The organism is Sorangium sp. So ce448, assembly GCF_051520915.1.
Taxonomy (GTDB): domain Bacteria; phylum Myxococcota_A; class Polyangia; order Polyangiales; family Polyangiaceae; genus Sorangium; species Sorangium cellulosum_B.
In genome coordinates this window covers 1,082,837-1,109,278 of record NZ_CP150343.1, presented here as the reverse complement: position 1 = coordinate 1,109,278, position 26,442 = coordinate 1,082,837, and the positions used below count along the sequence as shown (strand labels likewise).

General features: G+C 71.1%; 20 protein-coding genes. 11 read left to right on the top strand and 9 right to left on the bottom strand.

All coding sequences use genetic code 11. The annotated features are described in order from the left end of the window. Positions 1 to 41 precede the first annotated feature (41 nt). The 4 genes from WMF45_RS04125 to WMF45_RS04110 all read left to right on the top strand — a co-directional run bounded on the left by WMF45_RS04125 (position 42) and on the right by WMF45_RS04110 (position 2,034). Positions 42 to 710: a hypothetical protein gene (locus WMF45_RS04125; protein WP_437715663.1), complete on the top strand. Its 669-nt coding sequence runs from the start codon at positions 42 to 44 to the stop codon at positions 708 to 710. A gap of 77 nt (positions 711 to 787) precedes the next feature. Then, on the top strand, positions 788 to 1,102 hold the full coding sequence (locus WMF45_RS04120; protein ID WP_437715662.1) for a hypothetical protein: 315 nt from the start codon (positions 788 to 790) through the stop codon (positions 1,100 to 1,102). Then, positions 1,086 to 1,373: a hypothetical protein gene (locus WMF45_RS04115; protein ID WP_437715661.1), complete on the top strand. Its 288-nt coding sequence runs from the start codon at positions 1,086 to 1,088 to the stop codon at positions 1,371 to 1,373. The genes WMF45_RS04120 and WMF45_RS04115 overlap by 17 nt, the downstream gene beginning before the upstream one ends. Before the next feature lie 169 nt (positions 1,374 to 1,542). Then, positions 1,543 to 2,034: a UPF0262 family protein gene (locus WMF45_RS04110; RefSeq protein ID WP_437715660.1), complete on the top strand. Its 492-nt coding sequence runs from the start codon at positions 1,543 to 1,545 to the stop codon at positions 2,032 to 2,034. A 139-nt stretch (positions 2,035 to 2,173) separates the two neighbouring features. Here the strand turns inward: WMF45_RS04110 and WMF45_RS04105 are convergent, their stop codons facing one another. Beyond that, positions 2,174 to 2,680 carry a DUF1993 domain-containing protein gene (locus WMF45_RS04105; protein ID WP_437715659.1) on the bottom strand — a complete coding sequence of 169 codons (507 nt, stop codon included), beginning with the start codon at positions 2,678 to 2,680 and terminating at the stop codon, positions 2,174 to 2,176. Between the two features lie 402 nt (positions 2,681 to 3,082). Between WMF45_RS04105 and WMF45_RS04100 the strand changes: the two genes are divergently transcribed. After that, positions 3,083 to 3,655: a hypothetical protein gene (locus WMF45_RS04100; protein ID WP_437715658.1), complete on the top strand. Its 573-nt coding sequence runs from the start codon at positions 3,083 to 3,085 to the stop codon at positions 3,653 to 3,655. Positions 3,656 to 3,773: 118 nt separating this feature from the next. Here WMF45_RS04100 and WMF45_RS04095 read toward each other — a convergent pair whose 3' ends face one another. Continuing rightward, a complete protein-coding gene (locus WMF45_RS04095; RefSeq protein ID WP_437715657.1) occupies positions 3,774 to 5,684 on the bottom strand; it encodes a response regulator in 1,911 nt (636 codons plus the stop codon). A 207-nt stretch (positions 5,685 to 5,891) separates the two neighbouring features. On the opposite strand from WMF45_RS04095, the gene WMF45_RS04090 reads away from it, so the two are divergent. The 5 genes from WMF45_RS04090 (at position 5,892) to WMF45_RS04070 (ending at position 16,440) form a co-directional block, all read left to right on the top strand. After that, entirely contained in the window at positions 5,892 to 6,821 is a 930-nt protein-coding gene (locus tag WMF45_RS04090) for an RNA ligase family protein (RefSeq protein ID WP_437715656.1), read from the top strand. 96 nt (positions 6,822 to 6,917) lie between these two features. Then, the gene (locus tag WMF45_RS04085) at positions 6,918 to 8,126 is read left to right on the top strand and encodes an aminoglycoside phosphotransferase family protein (RefSeq protein ID WP_437715655.1); all 1,209 of its coding nucleotides are present in this window, start codon (positions 6,918 to 6,920) and stop codon (positions 8,124 to 8,126) included. Between the two features lie 248 nt (positions 8,127 to 8,374). Further along, positions 8,375 to 8,614, top strand: coding sequence for a ComEA family DNA-binding protein (locus tag WMF45_RS04080; RefSeq protein ID WP_437715654.1), 240 nt, complete (start codon positions 8,375 to 8,377; stop codon positions 8,612 to 8,614). Positions 8,615 to 8,958: 344 nt separating this feature from the next. Next, positions 8,959 to 10,059: a lipase family protein gene (locus WMF45_RS04075; RefSeq protein ID WP_437715653.1), complete on the top strand. Its 1,101-nt coding sequence runs from the start codon at positions 8,959 to 8,961 to the stop codon at positions 10,057 to 10,059. A 651-nt stretch (positions 10,060 to 10,710) separates the two neighbouring features. Continuing rightward, on the top strand, positions 10,711 to 16,440 hold the full coding sequence (locus tag WMF45_RS04070) for an nSTAND1 domain-containing NTPase (RefSeq protein WP_437715652.1): 5,730 nt from the start codon (positions 10,711 to 10,713) through the stop codon (positions 16,438 to 16,440). 2 nt (positions 16,441 to 16,442) lie between these two features. On the opposite strand, the gene WMF45_RS04065 is transcribed toward WMF45_RS04070, so the two are convergent. The 7 genes from WMF45_RS04065 to WMF45_RS04035 form a co-directional block, all read right to left on the bottom strand. Then, the gene (locus WMF45_RS04065; protein WP_437715651.1) at positions 16,443 to 17,243 is read right to left on the bottom strand and encodes a hypothetical protein; all 801 of its coding nucleotides are present in this window, start codon (positions 17,241 to 17,243) and stop codon (positions 16,443 to 16,445) included. Between the two features lie 370 nt (positions 17,244 to 17,613). Further along, positions 17,614 to 19,338 carry a CHAT domain-containing protein gene (locus tag WMF45_RS04060; RefSeq protein ID WP_437715650.1) on the bottom strand — a complete coding sequence of 575 codons (1,725 nt, stop codon included), beginning with the start codon at positions 19,336 to 19,338 and terminating at the stop codon, positions 17,614 to 17,616. Continuing rightward, a complete protein-coding gene (locus WMF45_RS04055) occupies positions 19,335 to 20,723 on the bottom strand; it encodes a hypothetical protein (protein ID WP_437715649.1) in 1,389 nt (462 codons plus the stop codon). The genes WMF45_RS04060 and WMF45_RS04055 overlap by 4 nt, the downstream gene beginning before the upstream one ends. After that, a complete protein-coding gene (locus tag WMF45_RS04050; RefSeq protein ID WP_437715648.1) occupies positions 20,720 to 22,099 on the bottom strand; it encodes a hypothetical protein in 1,380 nt (459 codons plus the stop codon). The genes WMF45_RS04055 and WMF45_RS04050 overlap by 4 nt, the downstream gene beginning before the upstream one ends. Positions 22,100 to 22,204: 105 nt before the next feature. Continuing rightward, positions 22,205 to 23,251, bottom strand: coding sequence for a hypothetical protein (locus tag WMF45_RS04045; RefSeq protein WP_437715647.1), 1,047 nt, complete (start codon positions 23,249 to 23,251; stop codon positions 22,205 to 22,207). Between the two features lie 61 nt (positions 23,252 to 23,312). Further along, positions 23,313 to 25,037, bottom strand: coding sequence for a hypothetical protein (locus WMF45_RS04040; RefSeq protein WP_437715646.1), 1,725 nt, complete (start codon positions 25,035 to 25,037; stop codon positions 23,313 to 23,315). 34 nt (positions 25,038 to 25,071) lie between these two features. Then, entirely contained in the window at positions 25,072 to 25,293 is a 222-nt protein-coding gene (locus tag WMF45_RS04035; RefSeq protein WP_437715645.1) for a hypothetical protein, read from the bottom strand. 285 nt (positions 25,294 to 25,578) lie between these two features. Here WMF45_RS04035 and WMF45_RS04030 point away from each other — a divergent pair, with 285 nt between their 5' ends. Beyond that, the gene (locus WMF45_RS04030) at positions 25,579 to 26,238 is read left to right on the top strand and encodes a MarR family winged helix-turn-helix transcriptional regulator (protein WP_437715644.1); all 660 of its coding nucleotides are present in this window, start codon (positions 25,579 to 25,581) and stop codon (positions 26,236 to 26,238) included. Positions 26,239 to 26,442 lie beyond the last annotated feature (204 nt).

The following is a 26,442-nucleotide window of genomic DNA, read 5'->3' as shown; positions in this document are numbered from 1 at the left end:
CAGAGCGCGGCGGCGCACCGGCGAGACCTTGGGTGGACGAAATGACGGTCGAAGACGCAAGGCGTGACCTGGACGCCGCCCGCGAGGAGCTGTCGGCTGCAGCCGCTGCGCTCTCCGGAAAACGCGGAGACGGGGGATGGGCACTTTACCAAGCTGCGCACGACAAGTGCATCTCGCTCGAGCGAGATCTCGCCCGCGCGACCGGGGAGGAGTGTGCCGTCGAGATCCCCTGGCAGCATCCTTGGAATGTCGGCGCCCCGCTCCCGCATGTTCTCTCCTCGGGCTCCAGGACTCTCGTCGTCTACAACATGCGCGAACCTGACCCCGCGTGGGATGGATCGTATGCGACCGTGGTCGATCCAACCAGCGCCGACCTGCGCCTGATCGCCATTGTCGAATTCGAGCGATGCCTCGCCCACAAGTTCGGTTCACCGAATGACGAGGTTCTCCACGGACATCCCCTGCACGGCCGCGGGTTGGTGGGGTATGCTGCGCACGTCGTCGAGAGGTCTCGATGGATCGCCGAGCTGATGAAGATCAACTCGGTTCACAGCGAGTACAATCCAGATTGGTGGAAGCAGTATCGACACTACTTGCTCGCCTTCCACGATGAGACGTTCGAGTGCATCGCCCGGGGTCATTCACTCAAGCAGACGATGTCGTCGTTCTCCGAAGCGCTGCACTCGTGCACCAGGAGCATCCTGGCGTGACGTCGCCGCCCGACAAGCTGCTGAAGCAAGCGGCCGCGGCTTGATGGCGGCACGTCGGGCAGATCTGGGTCACTCCCATGGCCATAGACTTCAGAGATTTCGCCATGCTCGTGTCGCTCGACGCCCAGGGCCGCCTCGTCGACCGGCTCGAGCTGGTCATTCCGCTGGAGACGACACGCTCGTGCTTCTCACGCCCACCTGATTTCGACGACGGATCGGTCGTCTCGTGGGGCGCGCTGACCCCGGAGGAGGCAGAAGACCTCGTCGCCCACGACGTCCATCCCGAGCATCGATCGGACACCCTCGATCTCGTACGAGAGCTCTTCGCGGCAGGCGCGTCTACCCGCGTGAGCCTCTACTACGCCGACTCGAACCATGCCTACCGATCTTGACCTGCTCATCGTCGACCCACACAGCGCTGCCGTTGTTTGTAGCCGCTCCCTCGGCGGCAACTTGACGCTCGAGCGCGCTCGACAGGTCCTCGGGCGGGAGCCCGCTACGCGGATGCCAGGCCTGGAAGCCTGGAGCGGCGTATCGCCCGATGAGCTCCGGCAGATCTCCAGCGCGAGCTACGCCCATGGCGCGGATCCGGCGGAGATCGACGTCATCGCGCAGCGCTTCCCATCCCCAAGGTATCTCTGGATCCTGGTGAGGGATTTCTAGCGCTGAGTTGCGGCAAATTCTATCCTGGGCGTTCGAGGGTCCCGGCGGCGATCGCGCACCGGACCAAATACGGACAATACGTAGTTTATGGAGTTCTGTGGACTTCTCGGTGGCCGACCGTGAGGCGTTACAACCGTGAGCTGTGAGCGCTACACTGAGCTCAGCCCATATGCCCGTCCATGCCATCCGAATCGAAGAGCGCCTCTGGTCGAGCGCGTCGCCGCTCCGCAGGCAGGAGTGGCGCACGCTCACGACCGATATCGTCTCCGGCGAGCCGCCCTGGCCCTCGCGCGAGCCCTGCACCCTCATCGCCGGTTGCGACGACAGAGACCTCCACTTCGTCTTCACCGGGAGCTCCCCGTCGGCGGACACCCTCGCCCTCGCGCGGCTCGAGGTCGCGCCGCTCGTGGGCGAGTACGTGGGCCTCATCCAGAAGCTCTCCGGGGGCGACCTCTACCCCGCCCACATCGAGCCCATCGACATGGCCAAGCGCGTCCTCCACGACACCGGCGCAAGGCGGATAGGCGCCCTCCTCCCCGACCTGAGCCCGAGCTTCGAGACGCGCCGCCGCTTCTTCTCGCTCGTCGTCTCGCTCCTCGTCGACACCACGCAGCTCGGCCCCCTCCCGGCGCATCACCACGATCCAAGGCGCCTGCGGTAGCGAAACGACGACGAGCGGCGGTCACCCGCACAGGAGACGGGCCCAGATCGGCGTTTTCGGCGCGGAAGCGCACTCCCGTGCGCTGAGCACCGAAAACGTCGAGGTGGGCCCGTATCCGCAGCGGGTTACCGTTGCTCGATCAGCGGGCGCCTAGGAAGTCTAGCTTGCCGATCTCGAGACCGTTGTGGCGCAAGATCGCGTAGGCGGTCGTCACGTGGAAATAGAAGTTGGGCAGCACGAAGTTCAGCAGGTAAACCAGGCCCTTGAACTGCAGCGGCTGATCGCGCGTCGGGATGGTGACATCGCGGTCCTCGGAGCCGTCGAACTGCTCGGGCCGGAGGCTGTTCAGGAACGCGACGGTCTTGGCGATGCGGGCCTGTAGCTCGTCGAAGCTGGCCTCGTTGTCCTCGTACTTCGGCAGGTCCACGGCCGCCAGCCGCGCTCCACAGCCCTTGGCCGAGTCGGAGGCGATCTGCACCTGGCGCGTGAGCGAGAGCATGTCCGGGGCGAGGCGCGCGTCGAGCAGGACGCGCGGCTCGATCTTCTTCGCCTCGGCGTACGCGGCGGCCTTGGTGAGGATCGCCGAGAGGTTGCCGAGCATCCTGACGAGCACCGGGACCGAGGCCTGATACATCGAGATCGTCATCTTCTCATCTCCTTGCTATCGCACGGTTCAGGCAGCGCGTTCCCCGCACGGCGCACGCGGCGCGGCGCCGGCGCACCCCCCGGCGGGGACGCGAGCAGGCGCGAACATAGGGCATCCTGCCCGCCAGGCAAGCACGCCCTCTCACGCAGGGGCCGCCCGCGACCCCCGGGCGCCCGAGCACGGCGCTCGTTCACGGGGATCCACGGACTCCAGCGCTGAGGACACGCCCGCGGGGCGCTCCGCGTCATGACGCGCTCGTGAAGTAACGTAAAGAGCATTGACGAACGAGATTCGATGACGGGGTGCCGCGGCGAGCGGCTCGACGCCGGGGAGGGAGCGCGACGGGAGCGCGCCTTGATGGCCCTCGACGGCCGCGGGGGCGGCACGCTATAGGGGGCGCCGATGCGACACCTCCTTTTCCTCGGCTTGCTCACGGCTGCGCTGGCGACCGCATGCGGCTCCTCGACGACCGATCCGGAGCCGACCGGGAGCGGCGGGTCGGCCGCCAGCTCGACGAGCGAAAGCTCGGCGAGCGCCAGTTCGACGACCTCCAGCGCGACGACCTCCAGCTCGGCCACGGGCGCAACCTGCGCTCCCGGCGAGACCATGTCCTGCACCTGTCACGCCGTCGGCGCGCCGGGCGTCGCGACGTGCCTCGCCGACGGCAGCGGCTACGGGCCGTGCATGGAGCAAGGCGGCGGCGCCTGCCGCTGTCCCCTCGGGCGCAGCGACGGCTGCTGCCCTGGCGACGGCATCTGCTGTGCGTGCGTGCAAGGCTGCGATCCGAACACGGATCCCCTGCAAGACGCCGAGACGGACGCGCTCATCGCCTGCGTCTGCGCGGCGGGCGTGTGCGCCGACGAGTGCGAGAGGGAGTGCGCCGGCCAGGGCATCGCGGCGGACTGCAGGGCGTGCGTGCAGCAGGCGGGCGCGGACGCGTGCAAGGCGGAGTACGAGGCCTGCGGCGGGACGTGAGCCCGCGCCGCGCATCGCGCGGTGCGCGGTGCGCGGTCAATAGCGCGCCGGGGGCGGGGTTCGATTCCCACCTTCCCGGCCGGCCCCGATTCCCACCTTCCCGCCCCCGGGCTCGCCGCTACACCCTCTCTGGCTCTGCCGCTCTCGCCTGCAGCAGCGCATCGATCCGCCGGAGCAGCTCCGCCGGATTGATCGGCTTCGGCAGCACGCGCCCCCCGTGGCCCGAGAGGAACCGCCTGCTCACCTCGCTCGTGCCGCCTCCGGTCATGAACAGCACCCGGTCGACGAGCGCCGGCAGCTCCGCCTCGAGCCACTCGTGGAGCTCTATCCCCGTGCCCTCCTGCATCACGATATCGCAGAGCACGACATCGAAGTCCGCGTCCAGCTGGAGCGTCCTCTGGGCCTCTCTGCCCGAGCGCGCGCAGACGACCTCGTGCGACGCCTCGAGGAGCCCGCGCAGCGCGCGAAGGAGGAGGGGCTCGTCGTCCACGATCAGGATCCGGGCGCGCCGCGCCGGGCCCTCATCCCGCGCGGGCGCGGGCGACGCGCGGCGAGGGGTGAGCTCGGCGCTCGCCCAGGCGGGCAGCCGGACGCGGACGCAGGTGCCGACGCCGGCCTCGCTGCTGACGCCGATCGTGCCGCCGCACGACTCCACGATGTTGCGGCAGATCGCGAGTCCGAGCCCGGTCCCCTCCCCCGCGCGCTTCGTGGTGAAGAACGGCTCGAACAGCCTGTGCATGTGCTCCTCGGGCACGCCGCAGCCGGAGTCCACGATCTCCGCGACGACCTCCCGGCCCTGATCGCGGGTCCGCACCTCGACGACGTTGTCGGCGACGCGGCCCTCCCGGATCGACTGCGCCGCGTTGATGAGCAGGTTGACGAACACCTGCGTCAGGCGCCCCTCCGCGCCGCTCACGGGAGCGACCGAGGCGAGCGCGCGCACGACCCGCGCGCGGTGCTTCATCTGGGAATGCACGATGTTGAGCGCGCTCTCGATCACCGCGTTGACGTCGGTCGGCCCGATCGCCTCGTTCGCCTCCGCGCGCGCGAACACCCCGAGATCCCCGACGATGTCCACGACCCGCGCGGCGCCCTGGCGGGCGTCCGCGAGCGGCTGGGCGAGGTGCTCGGTGGCGACGCCCTTGCCGGCCAGCCGCCGCACCTCGCGGGCGAGCAGCTCGAGGTTGGCCACCACGTACGCGAGGGGATTGTTGATCTCGTGGGCCACGCCCGCCGCGAGCTGGCCGACCGCGGCCAGCCGCTCGCTGCGCTCGAGCCGTGACCTCAGCTCCTCGGCCCGGCGCCGCCCGGTCACGTCGCGCAGGAGCGCCATGCGCGAGGGGCGCCCCTGCCAGTCCACGTCGACCCAGCGAACGTCGATGACGACCTGCTGCCCTCCGATCTCCAGGCTCGTCTCGCCGGCGCAGAGCGCCGCCGGGCAGCCCCGCCCGGCGACGGGGCGCCCGTCGCCCAGCAGCGACTCCGCAGCGGGGTTCGCGAAGAGCACCGTCCCGGAGGGATCCAGCACGATCACCCCATCGGCGCTCCGGGCGATGAGCTGGTGCAGGTTGGCCTCGTTCTCGCGGGCCTCGGCCATCGCCCGCGCGAGCTGCGTCAGGAGCTGCTGGCGGCTGACCGCATAGCGGATGGCTCGCCACAGCGTGTCCGCGTCGAGACCCCGCTTCACGAGGTAATCCTGCACCGACGCGCCGAGCGCGCGCTCCGCGAGGCGGACGTCGTCGTGTCCCGTCAGCACCACGATGGGCACATGGGGGTCCACCGCCCGCACCCGCTCGACCACCTCGAGGCCTTCCCCGTCGGGCAAGGAGAGATCGAGGAGGACGACATCCCACCCCTCGTTCACGCGCGCGAGCCCGGCGGCGAGCGTCTCCGCGTGCGCGAGCTCGGCGCGCTGCCACGGCACGGCCTCGAGGTGGCTTTGCACGACGGAGGCCGCGATGGCGCTGTCCTCGATCAGCAGGAGGCGAAAGCAAGGCGCAGGCGGCGCCCGGCTGGGTTCAGCGGACATGGTGACCCCCTGAGAGCTAAGGAACGCCAACGCTTTCCCGGAATCAAGCGCCTCGCGCCCCCGCCGCCCTCGCCGCGCCGGCGGCGCGCAGCGCGGGCGGAGCGGGGATTGCCGCGCTCCTCCGCCTCGGACCACGCAACGCACCATTCAACGCACCGTTCCGGCGTCCGCGGACCGGCCGCGCCATCGGCGCTATCGTCGCCGGAAATGGAGTTCCTCCCCTTCCCGAAGATGCCGTGCCTCGGCGCGAGCGACGCCCCGACATGGGTCGCGCTCGAGAAGATCCACGGCGCGCAGCTCGTGATCGGCGTGGATGCGGCCGGCGTCCATTTCGGCAAGCGCAAGGAGTGGCTCCGGGACGAGGACCCCTTCTTCGGCTGGCAGCTGCTGCGCGCGTCGCTCCGGGACGCCGCCCGCGCGGCGCACGCGGCGGTCGGCGCGGCGCGGCTCGTCCTCTACGGCGAGCTCTTCGGCGGCGGCTACCCGCATCCGGACGTGCCCTCGGGCGGCGTGAGCCCTGTGCAGACCGGGGTCTGGTACGCGCCCGACCTGCGGTGGGCGCCCTTCGAGCTGCGCGCGGTCGACGGCGGCGAGGACGCCTTCCTGGCCTGGAGCGAGGCGGCCCCGGTCGCCGCCGCGGCGGGGCTCATGATGCCCCCGCTGCTCGCCCGGGGGCGCAAGGCGGAGATCGCCGCCGTGCCCGAGCGCTTCCCGTCGCGCGTCGCGTCCGCCCTGGGGCTGCCGCCCCTCGGCCCGGAGAACCTCGCGGAGGGGCTCGTGGCCAGGCCCGACGTCCGCATGCCGGCCGGGGCCTACATGGCCTTGAAGCGCAAGATCGCCGAGATGCGCGAGGACCGCTTCGACGAGAGCGCGCCGTGGGACCCGGAGCGCCCGGTCGATCTGGCCGCGCTGATCCGCTGGGGGGAGCGGCTCGTGAACGGCCCGCGCCTCGCGTCCGCCGCGTCGAAGGTGGGGCGCCACGATCGGGCGGCCGTCGACGAGGAGGCAGCCCTCGACGTGCTCGTGGACCTCGAGGCGGCGTTCCCCGGCGCGATGCGCGCCCTCTCGCCCGAGGACGGCGAGGCGCTGGAGCGCGCCGTCAGGGCCGCCGTCGCGGGACAGCCGCTCTCGACGTGAGCGGCGCTCGGAACGTGAGCGGCGCTCGGACGTCTTTCGTACGGCGGCCGAGCACCCGCGCGCCAGCGACGCCGCCCCCTTCGCTATCCTCGCGCGATGCTGCCCCACCCGCCGCGCGTCGTTCGGCTCGTCCTCCTCACCGCGAGCGGTGAGCTCGTGGGCGCGCTGCCGCCCTATCCGGTCGCGACGCCGTGGTGGCAGGACGCGCACGCGGTCGTCCAGGGTGCCCGCGAGCGCTTCGGCCTCCAGGTGACGGTCCTCCGGATGCTCGCCGCCGAGCTCCCGGCCCCCCAGGGCGGGGCGGTCACCTACCTCGCGGAGGCGGAGATCGACGCGCCGCCGCCCGGGGTCGAGCCCTGGCGCGGGGCGCTCGACGACCACCCGCTCCGGCAGCCGTGGGCGCGGCCGGGCGGGCCTGCAGACGACCTCGCGTGGGCGGACGCCGTCCTGCGCGATCAGGGCCTCGCGCGGAGGGCGCCCGCCGAGCAGATGCGGTCGTGGAACCTGTCGAGCCTGTGGCGGCTCCGTGCTGGCGACCAGACGGTCTGGCTGAAGCACGTCCCTCCGTTCCTCGGGCACGAGGGGGCCGTGATCGCGCGGCTCGCGGGAGGGCCCGTGCCGGCCCTCCTCGGCCACGACGGCCGGCGGATCCTGATGCCCGAGATCCCGGGCGAGGATCTCTACGAGGCCGATCTGCCGGTCCGGGAGCGGCTAATCTCGCTGCTTGTCGGGCTGCAGCGCGGCGCGAGCCGGCAGGTCGGCGAGCTCCTTTCGCTGGGGCTGCCGGACTGGCGCGCGCCGGCCATGACCCGGCTCATCGCGGACGTGGTGGCCCGGACGCCCGACCTGTCCGCCGGCGATCGGGCGACCCTCGACCGCTTCGTCGATGGCCTGCCCGAGCGCTTCGCTCGCCTGGCCGAGGCCGGGCTGCCCGACACGCTGGTTCACGGCGACTTCCACGTCGGCAATGCCCGCGGCGACGCGACGTCGGCCGTCCTGCTGGACTGGGGCGACAGCGGCGTCGGGCATCCGCTGCTCGACCAGCCAGCGTTCCTCGACGGAGCCCCGCCCGGCGCGGTCGAGCCGCTCCGGAGCTTCTGGAGCCGCGCGTGGCGCGCCGCGATCCCGGGCTCCGACCCCGAGCGCGCCGCCGAGCTGCTCGCGCCCGTCGCCGCGGCCCGGCAGGCGGTCATCTACCGCAAGTTCCTCGACAACATCGAGCCGTCGGAGCACCCCTACCACGCGAGAGATCCCGTGGAGTGGCTCGCGAGGACAGCCGCGGTGGTGCGCTCTCGATCCTGCTAGCCTCGACGTGGGCACAGCGACCGCTCGGCCTGTCGCCAGCGTCGAACGTACAGGCAAGCTCGGGCCAAGGGTCGACGCGCCGCTCGCCTGGAGTCGCCGCGGGCGCCTTGCATCCCCGCGCCGCGCGGCTGCTCGGTCCAATCGTGCGGTTCGACGCCGCGGGCCCCTCCCCATCGCAAGCAGGGTGCACCACGCTCTGGGCGGGCAAGGGCCAAAGGACCAGTCATAGAACTTGCCGGGGGGCGCGAATGGCTGACACGACCGACATCAACAAGGCGAGCGCGGATGAGTTTCAACGGGTGAGCCAGGTGAGCGAGCAAGGCGCGCAGTTCATCGTTCAGAAGCGCGAGGAGCTCGGGGGGTTCAGCAGCTGGGAGCAAATCCAACAGGTGACCGGCATCAGCACGATGATGGTAGAGAGCCTGAAGGACGCGGGGTTTTACGTGACGCACGCGAGCACGTCGGCGGGCCGTACACAGCCTCGGTGATCCAGCGAACGAACAGCCCGAGGCTGCTCTCGAGGCTGGGCGTATCGAGACACCCTACGAGGCCTTGAGCGGCATGGGTCGGCCCGGCCGGGGAGAGAGCGCGGCGGGGCTGTTGTTCGCCGCGACGAAGCGGCTCCGTTCGACATGGGCGCGAAGCGGCTTCGTCCATGCCGCCCCGTTCGCCCTGGTCGCTCGACGCGCGCAGGCGCGCAGGTTGGCAGCGAGGACCTGCCGGCGGTAGGCTCGTCGAGCGCGCACACAGGATCCGTGGCAAGGTGCTTGCCTGTCCGACTCGCACGAAGCGGCGTCCTGGGAAGCCAGGCAGCTTGATGACGGGAGGGCTCATGACCGATTCCATCGTTGCCACGCCGTGTCTGGAGATCACGGGGCCGCCAGCGGCCCCCGGATCGGATGCCGAGGCCGAACCATCCGCCGAACAAGGCACGATCCAGCGGATGTTGCGGGTGGATCCGGCGATGCGCGAGCCCGACGCCGAGGCGACGCTCCTCCTGTCCCTGGCATCAGCGTGGATGTACTCGGATCTGGACACGCTGGAGAAGGCGATGTCGGTCTACGGCGACTGGGACCTCGCGAGGATCAGCGTGCGCAACGACGCGCTCTTCGTGGCGAGCGACGTGTGCTTCATCCAGAGCAGGTGCAGGCGGCTTCTCATCCTGTGCGTCAAGGGGACCGAGCCGGGGAACCTCTTCAACTGGCTCACGGACGCGAGCGTCGCGTCGCAGCGATTTTGTTCGCTCGGGCACGTCCACGGCGGCTTCGCCCGCAACGTCGATGTGATGTGGTCGATCATCGACAAGCATCTCGCCGCGGCGCTGCGCGGCGAGCACATCCGTGATGTCCTCCCGGGCACCGAGATATCCCCGCGCCCCGACGTCGCGTCGACGCCTGCCGCCGGGCGTGCGCCCGAGGCGCAGGGCAAGCTGGAGGCGCTCTTCATCACCGGTCACAGCCTGGGTGGAGCGATGGCGGCCCTCATCGCCGCGCGCCTGTTCACGGACAGCAAGTACGGGGAAATCCGGCAGCGGCTCCGCGGGGTCTACACCTTCGGGCAGCCCATGATCGGCGACGCGGGCTTCGCTGCCAGGGCCGAAGAGCTCTTCGGGGACAGGCTGTTTCGATTCGTCTATGACAACGACATCGTTGCGCGCCTGCCACCGCTCTCGACGGGGTACTTCGTGCACTTCGGGCGGGCGCACCGCTCGAGGGGGCAGGGGTGGACGTACGAGGGCAAGATCGCGGGCCAGACGCGCACGTTCCTCGTGAGCGCGGCGGTCGGCATCTTCGCCTGGGTGAAGGAGCAGCTGCCCATCATCCGATGGGTGCCGGTGCCGTTCTCGTGGGGCGATCACTCGCCGGCCAACTACGTGGAAGCGTCGCAGCTGGGCACGGCCCAGCCAGCCATCTTCCGATTCAGGATCGAGTAGGCGTGGACCGCGCCAGAGCACGGGAGCGACCGGAGCCCAGCACGTCCGGGTTCGCCCCCTGCCCTCCGGCGCCGGCGACCGCCTCGCTCGAGCCTCGGGGCCTCGGCGCGGCCCTGCGCGCCGGGGGTCAGGCCGGCGACGAAGAAGAGCCCGCCGTCGCACGCGCGGCGGCGAGGCAAGGCCGGCAGCGCACGAGGGCACGCCGAGCGGCCCAGTCCTGCGGCGGCTGACGCTACAAGGCCAGGCCGGAGCGCCCGCTGCGCCGCGCCGCGCGCGTTCTGTCGCAGGCGCCCTCCGCTCCAGAGCGCCCTCTGCATCCGCTCCCTTCGCCAGCTGGCTTGATGCCATGCTCGCCCGGCAGGGCGGCCGGCGGCACGCGCGCCGTGAGGTGCGCTGGGTACACGCTTGTGCCGGACGAGGGGCGGAGACGGGTCTATAGAAGATGCGATGGGCTGCGAGGCTGGCTGCCCGAAGAAGAAGCGATGGGGCAGCGCGGCTGGCTGCCCCAGAGTCGGGCCGGCCACCTCATCGAGCTCTCCCGGCAGGCGCGGGGCAAGCTCGACCGCCGGGCTCGCTGCGTCGGCGACATCGATCCGGATGAGGGCGTTTCGCCCGCAGCTGCCACGCGAGGCGGCCGCGACCGGAGGGACCATGATGAACCAGGTGACCCTCGCTCCAAGGACGTTGTTCCAGGGCCGCTACGAGATCCTCTCCTCGCCCTGGGAGACCCCCCACGCCGCCATCTACCACGGGCGGCAGATCGCGGGTGGGCAGCCCGTCGTCCTCGAGGTCGTACGCATCCTCCCGGAGGGGGTCTCCGGGGGCGTCGCGCGACGCCGCCGCGCGCGCTTCCTGCGGGAGATGGGCCGCTGCGCGCGGCTCCGCCATCCCAACATCGTCCGGCTCATCGACGCGGGACAGACGGACGAGGGGCAGCTCTATACCGTGTTCGAGCGCTGGCCCGGGCAGAGCCTGGCCGAGCTGCTGTCGGTCCGCGGCGCGCTCGAGCCGCAGGAGGCGCGACGCCTGATGAGGCAGGTCCTCGACGCGCTGGCCTGCGCGCACCGGCAGGGCATCGTCCACGGGGACGTCAGGCCGGCCCACGTGATGGTCGTGCCCTCGGGGGCAGAGCGGAGCGCGCTGCTGTTCGGCTTCGGCTTCGCCGCGGTCGCCGCCGGAGCGCGCGGCGGAGAGGACGGAGCGCGCGCCTCCGGCACCGAGCTCGTCGGCGCGCAGGCCTACGCGGCGCCCGAGCAGCGCCGGGGGTTCGCGCCGATGGCGTGCTCGGACCTGTACGCGTGGGGGCTCGTGTTCCTCGAGTGCCTCACGGGCAGGCGGGCAGCCTGCGGAATGTCTCCGGATGGAGACGCTCTCACGCCGGAAGGCGGCGAGCCCGGCCGGATCCCGCGCGCGCTCCTCGACCACCCGCTCGGGGCCATCTTGCGACGGGCGACGATCGAGGATGTCGCGGCGCGGGCCGACACGGCGGACGGTCTGCTGTACGAGCTCGACGCCTGCGAGGTGGCCGGGCTCCGCCGGGAGGACCTGATCCCGGACGCCGCGCCGGGCAGCGCCGGGGCGAGGCGAGACGAGGCCGCCGGCCGCGCCCTGAGCGCCTCGGGACGGGACGCGGCGATCCGCCCTGACGACCTGGGCGCGCCCTGGACCTCCGGCGAGGAGCCCTCGCGCACGCTCACCGAGGTCCCGGCCAGCCCGACATCCAGCGGGCAAGCGCGCGACGCCGTGCCTCCCCGGACCGGGGATGCGGGGACGCCGGCGGAGCCCATCGCGGGCCGCATGCACCTGAAGGCCGGCGACGTCCTCAAGCACTACGAGATCATTCGCAAGCTGGGCCGGGGCGGCATGGGGGTCGTGTACCTGGCCCGTGACACGATGCTGGGCCGCCTGGTCGCGATCAAACTCCTCCGCCGTTACACCGGGCAGACCGTCGAGCGCTTCCTGGACGAGGCGCGGGCCACGGCGCGCTGCAGGCACGAGAACATCGTCGTCATCCACGAGGTCGACGAGGTCCTTGGATGTCCCTACCTCGTGCTCGAGTACATCCAGGGGCGCACGCTGCGCGAATGGATGGCCCAGCGCGAGCAACCCAGCGCGCCCGGGTCGCCGGCCGCCCGGTTGCCGCCTGGCCCGATGGCGGCAAGCGCCGTGATCGACGTCATGGTCCCCGTCGTTCGCGCGCTGGTCTGCGCGCACGACCTCGGGATCGTGCACCGCGATCTCAAGCCGGAGAACATCCGCATGGACGACGCCGGGTGCATCAAGGTGCTCGACTTCGGCCTCGCCAAGCGGATCGACGCGAGCGTGGTCGCCTCGGTCAGGAGCGCGCGGGCGGCGCTCGCCGGAGACGCCGGCGGGCACCGGAAGAGCGCGATCGTCGGCACCCCGGGGTACATGTCGCCCGAGCAATTGCAGGGCAGCGACGTGGACTATCGCACCGACCTCTGGGCCGTGGGCATCATGCTCTACGAGCTGCTCACGGGGGAGCACCCGCTGCACCCGTTCTCGTACGCGCGGCTCTCGGCCATCATCGACGTCGATGTCCCCATGCCCAGCCTGAGCGAGAGGCGCCCGGACGTGGGCGCGCTCGGCGCCCTCGTGGACCGCTGCCTGAAGAAGCGCAAGGCCGAGCGCATCGGCTCGGCCAGGGAGCTCCTCGCCGAGCTCGAGGCGCTCCTGCCCGGCCGGAGGGCGCTCCAGCTGGGCGAGGACGAGAGCCCGTTCGCCGGCCTGTCCGCCTTCCAGGAGGCGGACGCCGCGCGCTTCTTCGGCCGCGATCGGGACATCGCCGCCATGACGAAGCGGGTGCGGAGCCAGCAGCTCGTCGTCATCGCCGGACCCTCCGGGGCGGGCAAGTCGTCGTTCGTGCGCGCGGGCGTGATCCCCGCCTTGAAGGGAGCCGAAGGCCACTGGGAGGCGTTCATCCTGCGGCCGGGGCGCCGTCCACTGTCCGCGCTCGCCGATGTGCTCGTGCAGGTCGCCGGGGCGGAGTCCACGCCTTTGGCGACGGCGGGGAGCCGGGCAGCGACGGGCGCTCCCGAGCTCCCCGATCATGACGCGCTGGTCGCCACCTTGCGCACCCAGCCAGGTGTCCTGGGCGCCCGGCTGCGCGCGCGCTGTCGCCATGAAGGGACGAGGCGCCGCATCGTGCTCTTCGTCGACCAGCTCGAGGAGCTCTATACGCTCGGCGCCCCCCCCGAGGAGCAGGCGGCGTTCGTCGCCTGTCTGGAGGGCGCGGCGGACGACGCGTCGTCGCCCCTGCGCGTCCTGCTCGCCGTCCGCTCGGACTTCCTCGAGCGCGTGGCCGAGGACCGCAATTTCACGGCCGACGTGACCCAGGGGCTCTGGTTCCTGCGGCCCATGGGGCGCGATGGCCTGCGCGAGGCCCTGATGCGGCCGCTCGAGGCGGCCGGGGTTCGCTTCGAGACCGCCGGGATGATCGAGCACATGCTGGGCACGCTGGAGAGCACCCAGAGCCCGCTCCCGCTCTTGCAGTTCACGGCCGCGAAGCTGTGGGAGGCGCGAGATCGCGAGCGCCTGCTGCTCACGCGGGACAGCTATGAACGCCTCGGCGGCGTCGCGGGCGCGCTGTCCGCCCACGCGGACGCGGTGCTCTCGTCGCTGCCGTCGCGCGAGCAGCGGCTGGCCCGGGCGGTGCTCCTGCGCCTGGTCACGCCCGAGCGCACGCGCGCGGTGGTGAGCCTGGACGAGCTCCGCGAGGCAGCGCAGGAAGGCGACGGCGCTGCCGGCGACGCGGTCGCGCAGGTGGTCCAGCGCCTGGCGGGCGCGCGGCTCCTGCACATCGAGGCTGGCAGCGACGAGGCCGGAGGAGCGCCCGACCGCACGACGGTGGAGCTGGTCCACGAATCCTTGATCGACAGGTGGCCGAAGCTCGGCCAGTGGCTCGCCGAGAACGAGCACGACGCGCAGTTCCTGGCCCGGCTGCGCGCCGCGGCCCAGCAGTGGAAGGCGAGCGGTGAGGCCGAGGGGCTGCTCTGGCGCGACCGCGCGGCGGAGGACGCGAGGGCGTGGTACGAGCGCCGTCGCGCCGACCGGGGAGCCGATTGGCACGTCGGGCTCGGCAAGCGCGAGGAGCGATATCTGCTGGCCGTCGTGGGCCTTGTCGAGCGCGCGCGGCGTCTGCGCCGGCGGCTCGCTGTCGGCACGGCCGCCGCGCTGAGCGCGATCGCGGTCATCGTGTCGGGCCTGGCGATCCGTGCCAGTCAGCAGGCCACGCGCGCCAATCAGCAGGCCATGCGCGCTGACCAGGAGGCGGCTCGCGCACAGGTCGAAGCCCGGGAGGCGCGCAACGCGACCCGCATGGCCACGGCCCGCGAGCTGCAAACCGATGCCACAACCGTGCTCGCGATCCTGCGCGAGGTCGAGCCGCCCAATTTGCCGCGAGGGTGGGACTTCCTGGAGTGGTCAGCGCTGCACAGCGGGATCGCTCGCGCAGTGCTCAGCCATCCCGACTGGGTCACGGACGCGCGCTACAGCCCCGACGGCGAGCGCATCGTCACGGCCTGCTCCGATCGAGCCGTGCGCGTGTGGAACGCCGATGGCACGGGCGAGCCCATCGTCCTTCGGAGCCACGACGATCGGGTCGCTTCGGCCAGTTTCAGCCCCGATGGCAAGCGCGTCGTCACCGCATCCTGGGACCAGACGGCGTGGGTGCAAAACGCCGACGGCACCGGCGCGCCCGTGGTCCTCCGGGGTCACGACGATCGGGTCACTTCGGCCGCGTTCAGCCCCGACGGCAAGCGCGTCGTCACCGCGTCACACGACAGGACCGCGCGCGTGTGGAACGCCGATGGCACGGGAACGCCCGTGGTCCTCCGGGGTCACGACGATCCGGTCGCTTCGGCCGCGTTCAGCCCCGACGGCAAGCGCATCGTCACCGCGTCGTACGACAGGACCGCGCGTGTGTGGAACGCCGATGGCACGGGCGCCCCCGTGGTCCTCCGGGGTCACAACGACCGGCTCACTTCTGCGGCGTTCAGCCCCGATGGCAAGCGCGTCGTCACCGCATCCTGGGACCAGACGGCGCGGGTGCAACACGCCGACGGCACCGGCGCGCCCCTGGTCCTCCGGGGTCACGACGAGGTGATCTATTCGGCCACGTTCAGCCCCGATGGCAAGCGCATCGTCACCGCGTCCTGGGACAAGACCGCGCGCGTGTGGAACGCCGACGGCACAGGCGCGCCCCTGGTCCTCCGGGGTCATGAGGACGGTATCGCTTCCGCGGCGTTCGGCCCCGACGGCAAGCGCATCGTCACCGCGTCCTGGGACAAGACTGCGCGCGTGTGGAACGCCGACGGCACCGGCGCGCCCATCATCCTTCGGGGCCACGGGAAGGGGGTGCTGGGGGCGGCATTCAGCCCTGACGGCAGGCGTATCGTGTCGGCGTCGTATGACAAGACCGCGCGCGTGTGGAACGCCGACGGCACAGGCACGCCCGTGGTCCTGCGCGGTCACCGGCGCGAGGTCTACTCGGCGGCCACCAGCCCCGACGGCAAGCGCATCGTCACCGCGTCCTGGGACAAGACCGCGCGCGTGTGGAACGCCGACGGCACAGGCACGCCCGTGGTCCTGCGCGGTCACCAGAGCGAGGTCCACTCGGCGGCGTTCAGCCCCGACGGCAAGCGCATCGTCACCGCGTCCTGGGACAACACCGCACGCGTGTGGAACGCTGACGGCACTGGCACGCCCATCATCCTTCGGGGCCATGAGGATCGGGTCGAAGCGGCGGCGTTCAGCCCCGACGGCAAGCGCATCGTCACCGCGTCCTGGGACAACACCGCACGCGTGTGGAACGCTGACGGCACTGGCGCGCCCATCATCCTTCGGGGCCATGAGGGCCGGCTCCGTTCGGCGGCGTTCAGTCCCGACGGCAAGCGCATCGTCACCGCGTCCTATGACAAGACCGTGCGGGTATGGAATGCCGATGGCACGGGCGAGCCCCTGGTGCTTCGTGGCCACGATCACTGGGCCACGGGGGCAGCGTTCAGCCCCGACGGGAGACGCATCGTCACTGGGTCCCAGGACAAGACCGTGCGGGTGTGGAACGCCGATGGTTCGGGCGAGCCACTGGTCCTGCGCGTCTCCGACTCTCCGGTCAACGCCGTGGCCTTCAGTCCGGATGGCAAGCGCATCGTCACCGCGTCCGACGACAAGCTCGTGCGGGTGTGGACCGACCTCGAGCCGCTCCGCGGTCTCGACGACCCGAAGCTGTGGACCGCGACCACCTACTGCATACCCGTCGAGCGGAGGATAGAGCTCCTTCGCGTGCCCGAGCCCATGGCCCGAGCGAACCGGGAGACCTGCCTGCGCCGCGTCGAGGAGGCCCGCGCCGCTAGCCCGTAGATTCAGGCCACCAGGCGGAATCTGGAGAGCGGCATGCCGTACACCCGCTGCGACCCCTGCACGTCGACTTCGGTGATCTCGAGCTCGGGGTTCCCCACGCCGCCGCAGAAATAGTGCATCACCGACCTCGGATCGTAGGCCGTGAGGTTGATGGTCTGCGACGTATCCTCCCGGAAGCATTCGGGCGGAGCGCCGCTCCGGATGTGCTCGTGCCGGAAGCCGAGGACGTGACCCAGCTCGTGCCGGAGCACGCCGACGGGGTTGAACCCGAGCGAGGGCGAGAAATAGGAGGGATTGATCAGGAGCTGCCTTCTCCCGACCGGGTCGTTCGGGAAGAAGGACGCGGCGATGAAATCCCCGCCGGAGAGGTTGAGCCGCACCGGGAACACGACCTCCGCGGGGCGGCTCGCGCTCCCGTCGAGCTCGGCTACGTGGCGGAACGACACGCCGCAGGTCTCCTCCCAGTCGCGCGTGGCCGCCAGCATGTTGGCGCGCACCGTCGCGTACTGGCTCTCGTCCCGGAAGGTCGCCCTGAGCACGCAGTACGTGATCACGAACCCCGGACGCCAGCGCACCGGCCTGCCGTTCTGCAGGATGCCGACCAGCCCCTCCCCTCCCGGGCCGGCGTCCAGGTTCGGCGGCTCCACGTTGGCGGCGTGAGGCACGTAGTCGGCGAGCTGCTCCTCTTCCAGCAGGAGGTCGCCCTCCGCGACATACATCAGCTTCCCATCGAGCTCGAACGTGGGGAGCCTCGTCTTGAGCTCCCCTACCTTCTGCGCGATGGCCGGATCGGTGATGGCCATGGCGATTCTCCTTGGCCCGGAGCGCCCGGGCTCTTGGGTGATGGTTCTGGTTCCGATCGCGTGAGACCGCGGATCACCTCCTGAAGGTGTCCGGGCAGCTCAAGGAAGAGCGCGCGGCTGAGCGGGTCGGCGCTCTCGGGCGCGGAGCCGCGGACAAGCGCGTCGATGAGCAGCTCCTCGCGCGAGCCGAGCGTGTCCCCCCGCACGAGGTAGAGCGTTTGACCTTCGATCTCGATTCGATGGCGCTCCTCGGTACGGCGGAAGCGCTCGGACCGGTCAAGGAGCGCCCGCAGCTCGGGGTGAGCCTCCAGCAACGAGGGTTGCGGCGGCTCCTCCGGCCTGATCGCTTTCCTATCGACCCGACGCGGCCTCATGGCAGCGGCACAACGATCGCATTGTTCCAGCCGCACACGAACAACCTCGGTTCGGATGCGAGCGCGTCAACCCGCAACTCGTACACGGCGGGGAACACGCCGGGCAGCGTCAGGTCGACCTCGAACAGCGGACCAGCGCCGAGCGTCACCGGCTCTCCGGAAGGGCTGGACGCGACGAACCGCACCTCGCCCGGTTGATCGAGGGCGAAGAACGCGCGCAGCCCCGCAGCCTTGAGCGCCGACGCCGGCCGGGCTGCCCGCACCGTGATCGCCTCAGCGAAGGACAGCCGTCCTTCCAGGCGCGACACGGAGACCGACCCCATCTGCTGGACAGACACGGTCACGGTATCGCCGGGCTTCGCCTCGTTCCGCGCGGGCCACACCAGGGTGGCCCCACCCTGCCGCCTGCGGTCGAGGAACGCCGATTCCACCGTATCGAGCATCAAGCTCGAGAATTGTCGCGTCTCCGGGGGCAGCGTGGCCGGCAGCTCGCTCCGCGCCTTCCAGGCCTTCTCTCGCAGCGCCTGGTCGTGCTCGTCGAGCGGGTCGAACGCGGTCGGCGCTGTGCACAGGAAGTCGAACAGCGGCTCCACGTTCGCCGCGCGGAAGAGGACGGGCGCCGACCAGCTGGGCGGGTACGGCTTCTGCGCGAACATCTCCTCGCGTCCCGCCCGCACGGCCTGCTCGACGTCGCCCGGGCTCTGCTTGAGCAGGCTGAGGACGAACGCCTGGAGGAAGCGCTCCGCGTCCGCCGCCTCCAGCCGGTGACGCATCCCGATCGCGCACTGGACGCCGGACTCGCCGTGGATCAGCGAGTGCGCCACGTTCTGGTTGCCGCGCATCCACTGCGGCAGCCGCTCGCGCAGCGCCTCGCCCGCCGCGGTCATGCAGCCCGCGAGCACCACGACCGGCACGGGCCGGTTCAGGAGCTCGCTCCGCAGCTGATCGGCGCGGATCGGGTTGGCGAAGTCGCTGCCGTCGAGCTCGAACAGGAGGACGCCGATCGGGGGGAACCCCTCGAACCCGACCTCCTGGAGGTCGCCGTGCCCCATGTAAACGAGGAGATCGTAGCGCGCGTTGCGCAGCTCGGCGCGGAAGGCATCGTAGGTGACGGGCCCGCCTGCGCCCGCCTCGCTGCTCAGCACCGTGACCTCCACGACGTCGGCGAGCCCGCATCCGCGCGCGATCGCGACGACGCGATCGCGGATGGGCAGCACGGGCGGCACGTCCCCGCCGAGGTCCCTCGGGTTCGTGCGGACGAGGAGCACGCGGAAAGGCCAGCTCCAGCGCAGCGCCGGCGGCGCGGCCACCCCGCGGTGGCGCTTGTACGAGTGGACGATCCCCCGCACCCAGGGGTGCAGCGCGAGCCGGTCGGCGTCGAGCTTGAGCAGCTCGAAGGGGACGTCGTGCAGGTACGGAAGCACCGCCGGGTGCGGCCGGAAGACGATCCGGAAGGGCTGAGTCGCCGCGTTCACCGCGGTGCTCAGGTGGCCGCGGAGATCGTTCTGGAGCAGCCAGCCGGTGACCTGCTCGGCCAGGGACTCGGTCATCTGCTCCGACCCGTAGCCGCTCCGCAGCTCGTCGAGCTCCGCGGGCGGGAGGCTCGGAAAGGGCCGTTCGAGCTCGTCATCGATGGGCGCGAGCTGGGAAGCGTGGACGCACAGCCGCAGCTGCGAGCCCCCTCCAGGCTCGATGTCGACGACGAACTCGGGGGTCCTCATGGCTCCGTGTCCTCGGACAGGGATTGATCGAGCGCCTCATCGAGGGCGGCCTGCCGCTGGCGCTCGCGCTCGATGAGGCCCTTGCCCGGGAACTCGATCCCGAGCGACGCGTAGCGGGCCTCCAGCGTCTTCGCCGCGTCGAGCAGGTGGCGGGAGCACGAGAGATCGGCGGTCACCTGCGCCGGCGTGAGCGGCATGTCGCCCTCCGGGGTCTGCCCCGCGCCGAACGTCGGCCACGTGGGAGAGCGCCGCGCCTCGTCGCCCTGCCGGGTGAACTGCCGGCCGAAGCGGTGCCGGAGGAACAGGACGACCGGCGTCAGGAGGGGGCGCTGCGACGCCGCCATCATCGCGTCCTCCACGTCGAGCGACGCCGCGAGCCGCTCGTAGAACGCGCGCCAGAACTCGCCGGACACGCGGGGATGCATGGGGCCGAGCTGGGCGGCGATCGTGGGGCCATCGCCGCTCTGGTGGCCGAAGCGCGCGAACGCGTGGAACACGGTGGGCATGCCGCCGTGGCCCACGCGGGGAGTCTCCGGCGGGGTGAGCGAGAGGATCGTCGCGCTCGACCCGCGCAGCATGGCGGTGAGCTCCAGGGGCGAGAGCGTGTCGTCCTTGTCCCCCGAGAACTCGAGGAGGCCCTCCAGCCCGAGCGGCGCCATGCCGTCGGCCACCACGTGGATCACCTCGAATCCCGCATGGATCGCCGCGGAGAGCGCGTTGCGCGCATCGTCCTCCTCGATCCAGGCGACCTCGATGCTGGAGCCCAGGCCCTCCAGCGCCTCGGAGAGCGAGGCGGGCGCGCCGCCGGTCGGGTCGACCACGGCGACGCGCAACGGCTGTCCCTCCCGCAGGGAGAGCGGCGGCACGACCCGTCCCGGGATCCCCCGCACGATCGAGAGACACGGCGGGCGGTGCGCGCCGAGGAAGAGGATCTCCCAGGGAAGCTCGTCGAGCTCGGGCGATTCGGCCGACCACCAGATGCGCAGCCGCCGGGGCGCGTGCGGCCGGAGCCGCAGGATCGCGAGGAGCCCGCGGGAGATCGACCTGACGAGGCGGCGACGCAGCTGGAGCAGGCCCTCCTCGCCCCCGTAAAAGATGCTCAGATACTCGGCGTAGCTGAGCCAGGTGACGGAGATCTCTTCATGGCCGATGAGCGGCAGCCCCGCCATCTCGGTCGGCGGCGGCGCGCCGCCCGGCGCGACCGCGCCGGGGTCCCCGAGCAGCAGAGAGGAGATATCGAGCTTCGTGTAGATCCACGCGTGGTAGCGCCGGCTCACGCGGCGGCCGGTCGCGCGCGGCGTGACCGGCTCCGCGGGGTAGAGCGGGGCGACGCGGACGAGGATCTCTGAATATCGAGAGAGCTGCGCGCTCGGCGTCGTGCTCATCCGCCATCTCCGGCGAGGTCGACCGACCGCGCGATACGCGCATAGGACGCGGCGCGCTGCGGCGACAGCGACGCCGCGCCCGCCAGCATCGGCGGCCGCGGGATCGCCGCGAAGAACTCCATGGTTCGCCGCTGGACGGCGCCGAGCTCGACCGGCGGCGGCGCCGAGGCGACCGCGAGCTGCGCCGCGACCGGCACGAGGCGATAGGGGAAATACGAGGGTTTGTCCGGCGACGGGCGGAGCTCACCGCTCCTGAGAAAGCGCGCGAGCGCGTCTGCCCGCTTCACGTCGGCCGCGACGTCCGGGTGGAGCTCCCTGAGCGCGCGACCGCCGAGCGCGTCCAGCTTGCTCTCCAGGAACGTGCCCGCAACCGCGCCCAGGTCGCCAAGGAACGGCGCGACCCAGGCCGGCGCGGGCAGCGCCCGCCAGTCCTGCTCCATCTGGTCGGCCGCGTCGGCGAGCGCCGCGACCCCGAGCCGTCGCAGCAGCGTGCCGAGCAGCGGGACGCGGATCATCGGGTGCGGGTGAGGATCGTGCCGGTCAAGCTCGCCTTGCTGGCTGCCGGGCGCGAGCACGAGCTGCAGCCCCGCGAGCGCCAGCGCGAAGCCGGCGTTGCCGAGGAGGACGCCGATCGCGTCGGCGAGGATCTCCCGGGTCCAGCCGAACCAGATCTCCTGCCGGTCGGACGGGATCTCCCCGTCGGTGCCGAGGAGCAGCGCCCTGGTCAGCTCGCTCGAGAGCGCCAGATCCTGATCGACGTTGTGGCCGACCTCGTGGCAGAGCGTGGCCAGGAGCCAGGCGCACTCGGTCTGATCGGCCGGCAGGAGCACGATCGGTATCGGCAGCCGGAGGTCGCGGTAGCTCCGGAGCGAGCTGCGGAGGGCGCGGAGCGGGTTCTGGCGGCTCACGGCGACCGGCCCGTAGTGCGCCTCCAGGCAGACCAGCGGCGGCTCGCGCATCCCCTCACGGGGGACGAGGCCCCAGTTGCGCGCCCTGTTCATGCACACCTGGTAACACTCGGCGGCCACGAGGTCGGCCGCGTCGAGCGGGGGGGCGAGCGCCGGCAGCTCCCGCTGCGCGAGCGTCTGAGAAAAGATGTTCCACACCCCGTGCGCGCCTGCAATCTCGACGAGGAGCTTGCCGAAGCCATCCGCGAAGTCGGCGTCGGACAGGTCCGCTCCGAGCCGCTCCAGAATGCCTCTCTGGCGCTGGATCAGCTCGTTCATGAGGATCTTCAGCGCCAGCACCTGGCTCGTGTGGATGCCGAAACCTCGCGTGTTCGCCGCGGCGGCCGCCTCGAACCGCGCGACGTCGCGCGGGAGCACGTCGATCCGGCGCTGGAGCTCGGCGGTCGCCCTGGCACGCAGAGTGGACACGGCTCCTCCTCTCCGGGTCTGCTTAACGGCGCAGGGCGGGATGTAAAGCCTGCGCTTCCGTTCTCCCAACTCTCCCGACGGTGCACGAGCTCTGCAGCATCCCTGTCAGATGAGGGCGCTCGACGCGGGCTGCGCCGGCGCGGGCAGACCGAAGAGCCCTGCGAAGAGCCTCGGTCCTGAATAGGCGATCAAGAACCCGACGGCGACACCGCCCCAGAAATCCTCGATCGCGACGATGGGCTGCACGTCCCTCTTGCGCGCGAGCAGGACGACCGCCATCGTGACCAGGACGAGCGACACGGCGAGGCTCAAGCCGGCCTCCACGTCGAACGGCGCGGCGCCGCCCCGCGCGGCGAACCAGCCCCCGACGCCCCCGAGCACGGCGCCGCAGATCATGCTCGCCAGCGACGAGCTCACCTGGAGGACGTGCTCGATGGTGTCGACGTTGCTCGCGCCGTCGATCTCGTACTCGACCTCGATGAGCAGCCGGTACGACGCGGTGCGGAACCACAGCGTGCGCCGCGATCGCACGGTGAAGCTCCGCGCCGTCGAGTTCCCGGCCTGGAGCACCGTCGGAGGATCCGGGGCCCACGACGACAGGATGGCGCCCCGGACCGCGCCTGCGTCGTCGCCGAGGAGCCCCTCGGGCGCGGTGCTCCCCTCCTCGCCGTCCTCGTTCCAGGCGCCCGCCGCGGGTCCCCGGCCCCGGAGGCCCGTGCTGTGCCGGAGCGGCGGGTGGAGCGCCGCGAGCCCGGCCTCGCCGCCTGCCCCGCGGAGATCGCGCGCGATCGCGGGCGCTCTCGGCGCCGCGCCGCGCCCGGGCGGGCGGCGCCGCAGCAGCCGCCGGACGGAGCGGCGCAGCCGCGAGCCGAGGGAGTCGCCGCCCGGCGCGAGCGCCCGCGCGGCGCCCTCGATCTCGGCGAGTCGGTCCTCGAGCCTCTCGATCCGCTGCTCTGTCCACTGCCGGTCGACATCGATGAGCTCGGCGGGCAGGCTCGTGCTCACGCGGCACAGCGAGAGCGGCGCCTCGAACGGGTTCTGCACCGTGACGAAGAGGGAGAACTCCTGTCCTGCAACCAGCCCGTCCGTCGATGTCGACACCGAGGTCCGGATGGCTCCCCTGAACGGCTTCGCTGGCTCCGGTCCTGCCATGAGCTCGTTGGATGAGCGCACGTCGGGCGGCGTGCCGCGCCCCGCCTCCGATCTCCGACGATCACGCTGGATGACCTCGCCGGGCTGCAGCGGTGTACAGCAAGAAATAGCAAAACGCGAGCATCGCCACGGTGAGCACCGTGTACCTGTCGTCGTTCCACGAGCTCCACCTCCAGATGCCTTGGCTGAGCGCCGCCAGGCCGAGGAGGGGGACCTCGAGATGCCGCCTCAACCGGGTGAGCGGGGCGCTCAAGATCATGAACACATAGTAATAACAGGTGATCTGGGACAGCAGGATGATGAAGATCTGCGCCAGGCACTCCCCCACCCAGAGCGAGCGCACCCGCCGAGCCACGTGGACGAACATCGCGAAGCTCGCGGCGACGATGGCGTAGGCGACGCCTCGGTACCTCGCATAACGCTCGCTGCGCATTCGCTTCCACACCTCGAATGGATCGGCGAGGGTGACGTCCTTCGTGTACTTCATCCTGCCGGACTCGGCCCCTGATCCGAACCTGTGGGCCACGAGGACCCGCAGGCCCATGTGGTTCGTCACCGGGGTCTGGTCGTGCACCTCGAGCGTGTGCTCGTAAAATTGCCGATACGAGTCCTTCCCAGCGACCGTGAGGCTCACGGGGATCAGCACGGCCGCGGCCAGGACGCCGCCGATCAACACCTGCACGTGGGACGGCGCCATGCGCCTGTGCCGGAAGAGGTAGCTCCCTGCGACGGTGAGCCACCCGAGGACGGCGATGCCCGGAAAGACGCGGAGCAGGCCTGCGTAGACCATGCTCGCGCCGGCGAGCTTGAAGTACCGCTTGCGCACCAGGCAGGCCGAGAGGACGAGGAAGAAGAGCCAGTCATTCCGGAGGAAGCCGCCGCCCGTCCAGAAGAACGGCGCCGGCGACTGACACCCCCAGAAGATCACCGCCACGGCGCAGACGCGCCACCCGAAGGCCCAGTAGAGGGCGGCGAACACCCCGATCAGGTAGGCGATATCGAAGCTGGCGAGGAGCTGGAGATAACCTGTCGTGGCCGGGTGAAGCTCGGCCAGGATGCGCCCCATGATCGTCCAGACCGGCGGCGGGTTGTAGCCGTGGTCCTTGGCCATGTCCTCCCAGTAGCCCTTTTCCGAGGCTGTCCGGAAGAACCGCACGTCCGCCTTGAAGGCCCCCCAGCGCTCGGGAGAGAAGCGCTCCTTGCAGGCCTCGGGGTGCTCCAGGAGCGCGCCCACGGGGATCAACAGGTTGTCCACGCCGAGGTTCCGGATCTTCTTGTCCGGCTCGCGCACCTCCGCGCTCATGTCGATCGTGACGGGCTGGCCGGTGCGCTCGTCCGTAGACGTGACGACCCCGAGCTCGTCCTGCGCGATGACCGTGCACTTGTAGAGGTCGTCGTAGGCCATCTCGGGGAAGTACTTGGCCCCGACGTAGTAATGATAGTGCTCCCAGCGGTGGTAGAAGGATGGGTAGGCGAAGTGAAAGCCTTCGAAGTAGGCGACGACCGCCAGGGCCGAGACCCCGAAGGCGGCGCGCTTCTTCCACCGCTCGGCGATCGGCCGGCCCTGCCGTCCGCGGCGCGCCTCGTAGAGGAGGCCCAGCACGGCGGAGGACGCGATCGCGCCCTTCGTGATGTCGAGGGCGAGGGGGTAGTCGGCGGCGTACCGATGGATCAGGGAGAAGAGCGCCGCGGCGCCGGCGAGGACCGCGAGGCACCACGCGATGAAATGACGGCGGCTCGGGGCGGGCCCGGCTGCCCTGGCGCGTTCCTGGAGGGTGGTGTTCATCGGAGTGGAAGCCGGCGCTGCGCGTCTGAGCTCGCTACTGCAAGCGCGAGAGCTGCTGAACCCGCGGCACCGCGGCCGGCTCCGCGGAAGGTGGTTGGAGGGCCGCGCCGGCGCGCGTCGAGCCCGTCGGGTGGGTCGGACCGCCCGCCGCGCCCGCCCAGGGCCCGTCGCCCAGCTCCCTGCTGCAAGCGCCGCAGAGCAGCGCCAGCACGACGGGCAAGGCGCGGCGGAGGATCGTCTGTGCTCTCGAGTTCAAGAGAATGTCCTTTCACCCGGGCGGGATTGACCCGGCAAACGTGTCGACGGGGTGTACCTCAACGACCGGCGCACGGATACCCTGGATACCGACTTGCGCTGTGGTGGAGATAGCGCCGGTCTGGACCCATGGAAGGCACCAGAAGCGAAATGGAGATGGGTCCAGTTTGGGGGCCGTGGCCTTCGACCTCGTGCTGGACGAGCGTTCACCCGGTCCTCGGCGACCCGGCGCGGACCACCTCGGGCCTCCCTTGACAACTTAGGACTCCTAAGTTAAATGAGGGTCATGGGTCGCTCGCTCCCGCTCTTCTTCGAGGAGAACTCCGAGCCGATCGATCGGCGCATCGCGGTCGGGCTTCGAAAGCTGGGGCTCGCGATGAAGCTGCAGGCGTGGGAGCAGGCGAGCCATGAGGGCCTGTCGCCGACGCAGGGGCAGATCCTCGCGACCCTCTCGCTCGAGGGGCCGCTCAGCGGGAGCGAGCTCTCGCAGCGCCTGGGCGTCACGCTGGCGACCATCAGCGATTCGGTCCGAGCGCTCGTGGACAAGGGAGCTGTCGTCAAGCGCCCGGACCCGCGGCACCCGCGGGCGAGCCTGATCGAGCTCACGCCGCAGGGGCGCGCGCTCGCGCAGAAAGTGACGACGCTGCCCGACGTCATCGTGTCCGCGGTGGGCGCGCTCTCGACGCTGGAGCAAGAGGCGTTCCTGGCCGGGGTCGTGAAGATCATCCGGTCCTTGCAGCTCAGCGGGCATATCCCGGTGAGCCGCATGTGCGTCACGTGCAAGTACTTCCGGCCGAACGCGCATGAAGGGGCGATGCCCCACCACTGTGCTTTCGTCGACGCGCCGATGGCGGGCCGACACCTGAGGATCGATTGCGGCGAACACGAGCAGGCTGAAGAGCAGCAGCGCGAAGACGCGTGGAGGCGCTTCAGCCAGCCCGAGTAGAGCGGCGCTCCTCCGCGCGGGATGCGGGCTCAGCCGCCGGGCAGGCGGCTGGCACTGCTGGGGGAGGTTGCTCCGGATCAGCAGAAAAAGCCGCCAAGACGCCAGAAGACGCCAAGATTATTGTAATTATCTCGATGTCTTGGCGCTTTGGCGGCTTGGCGGTTCACTTCTCGGTTGATCAACGTGAGCGGTGCTCCAGAGCAC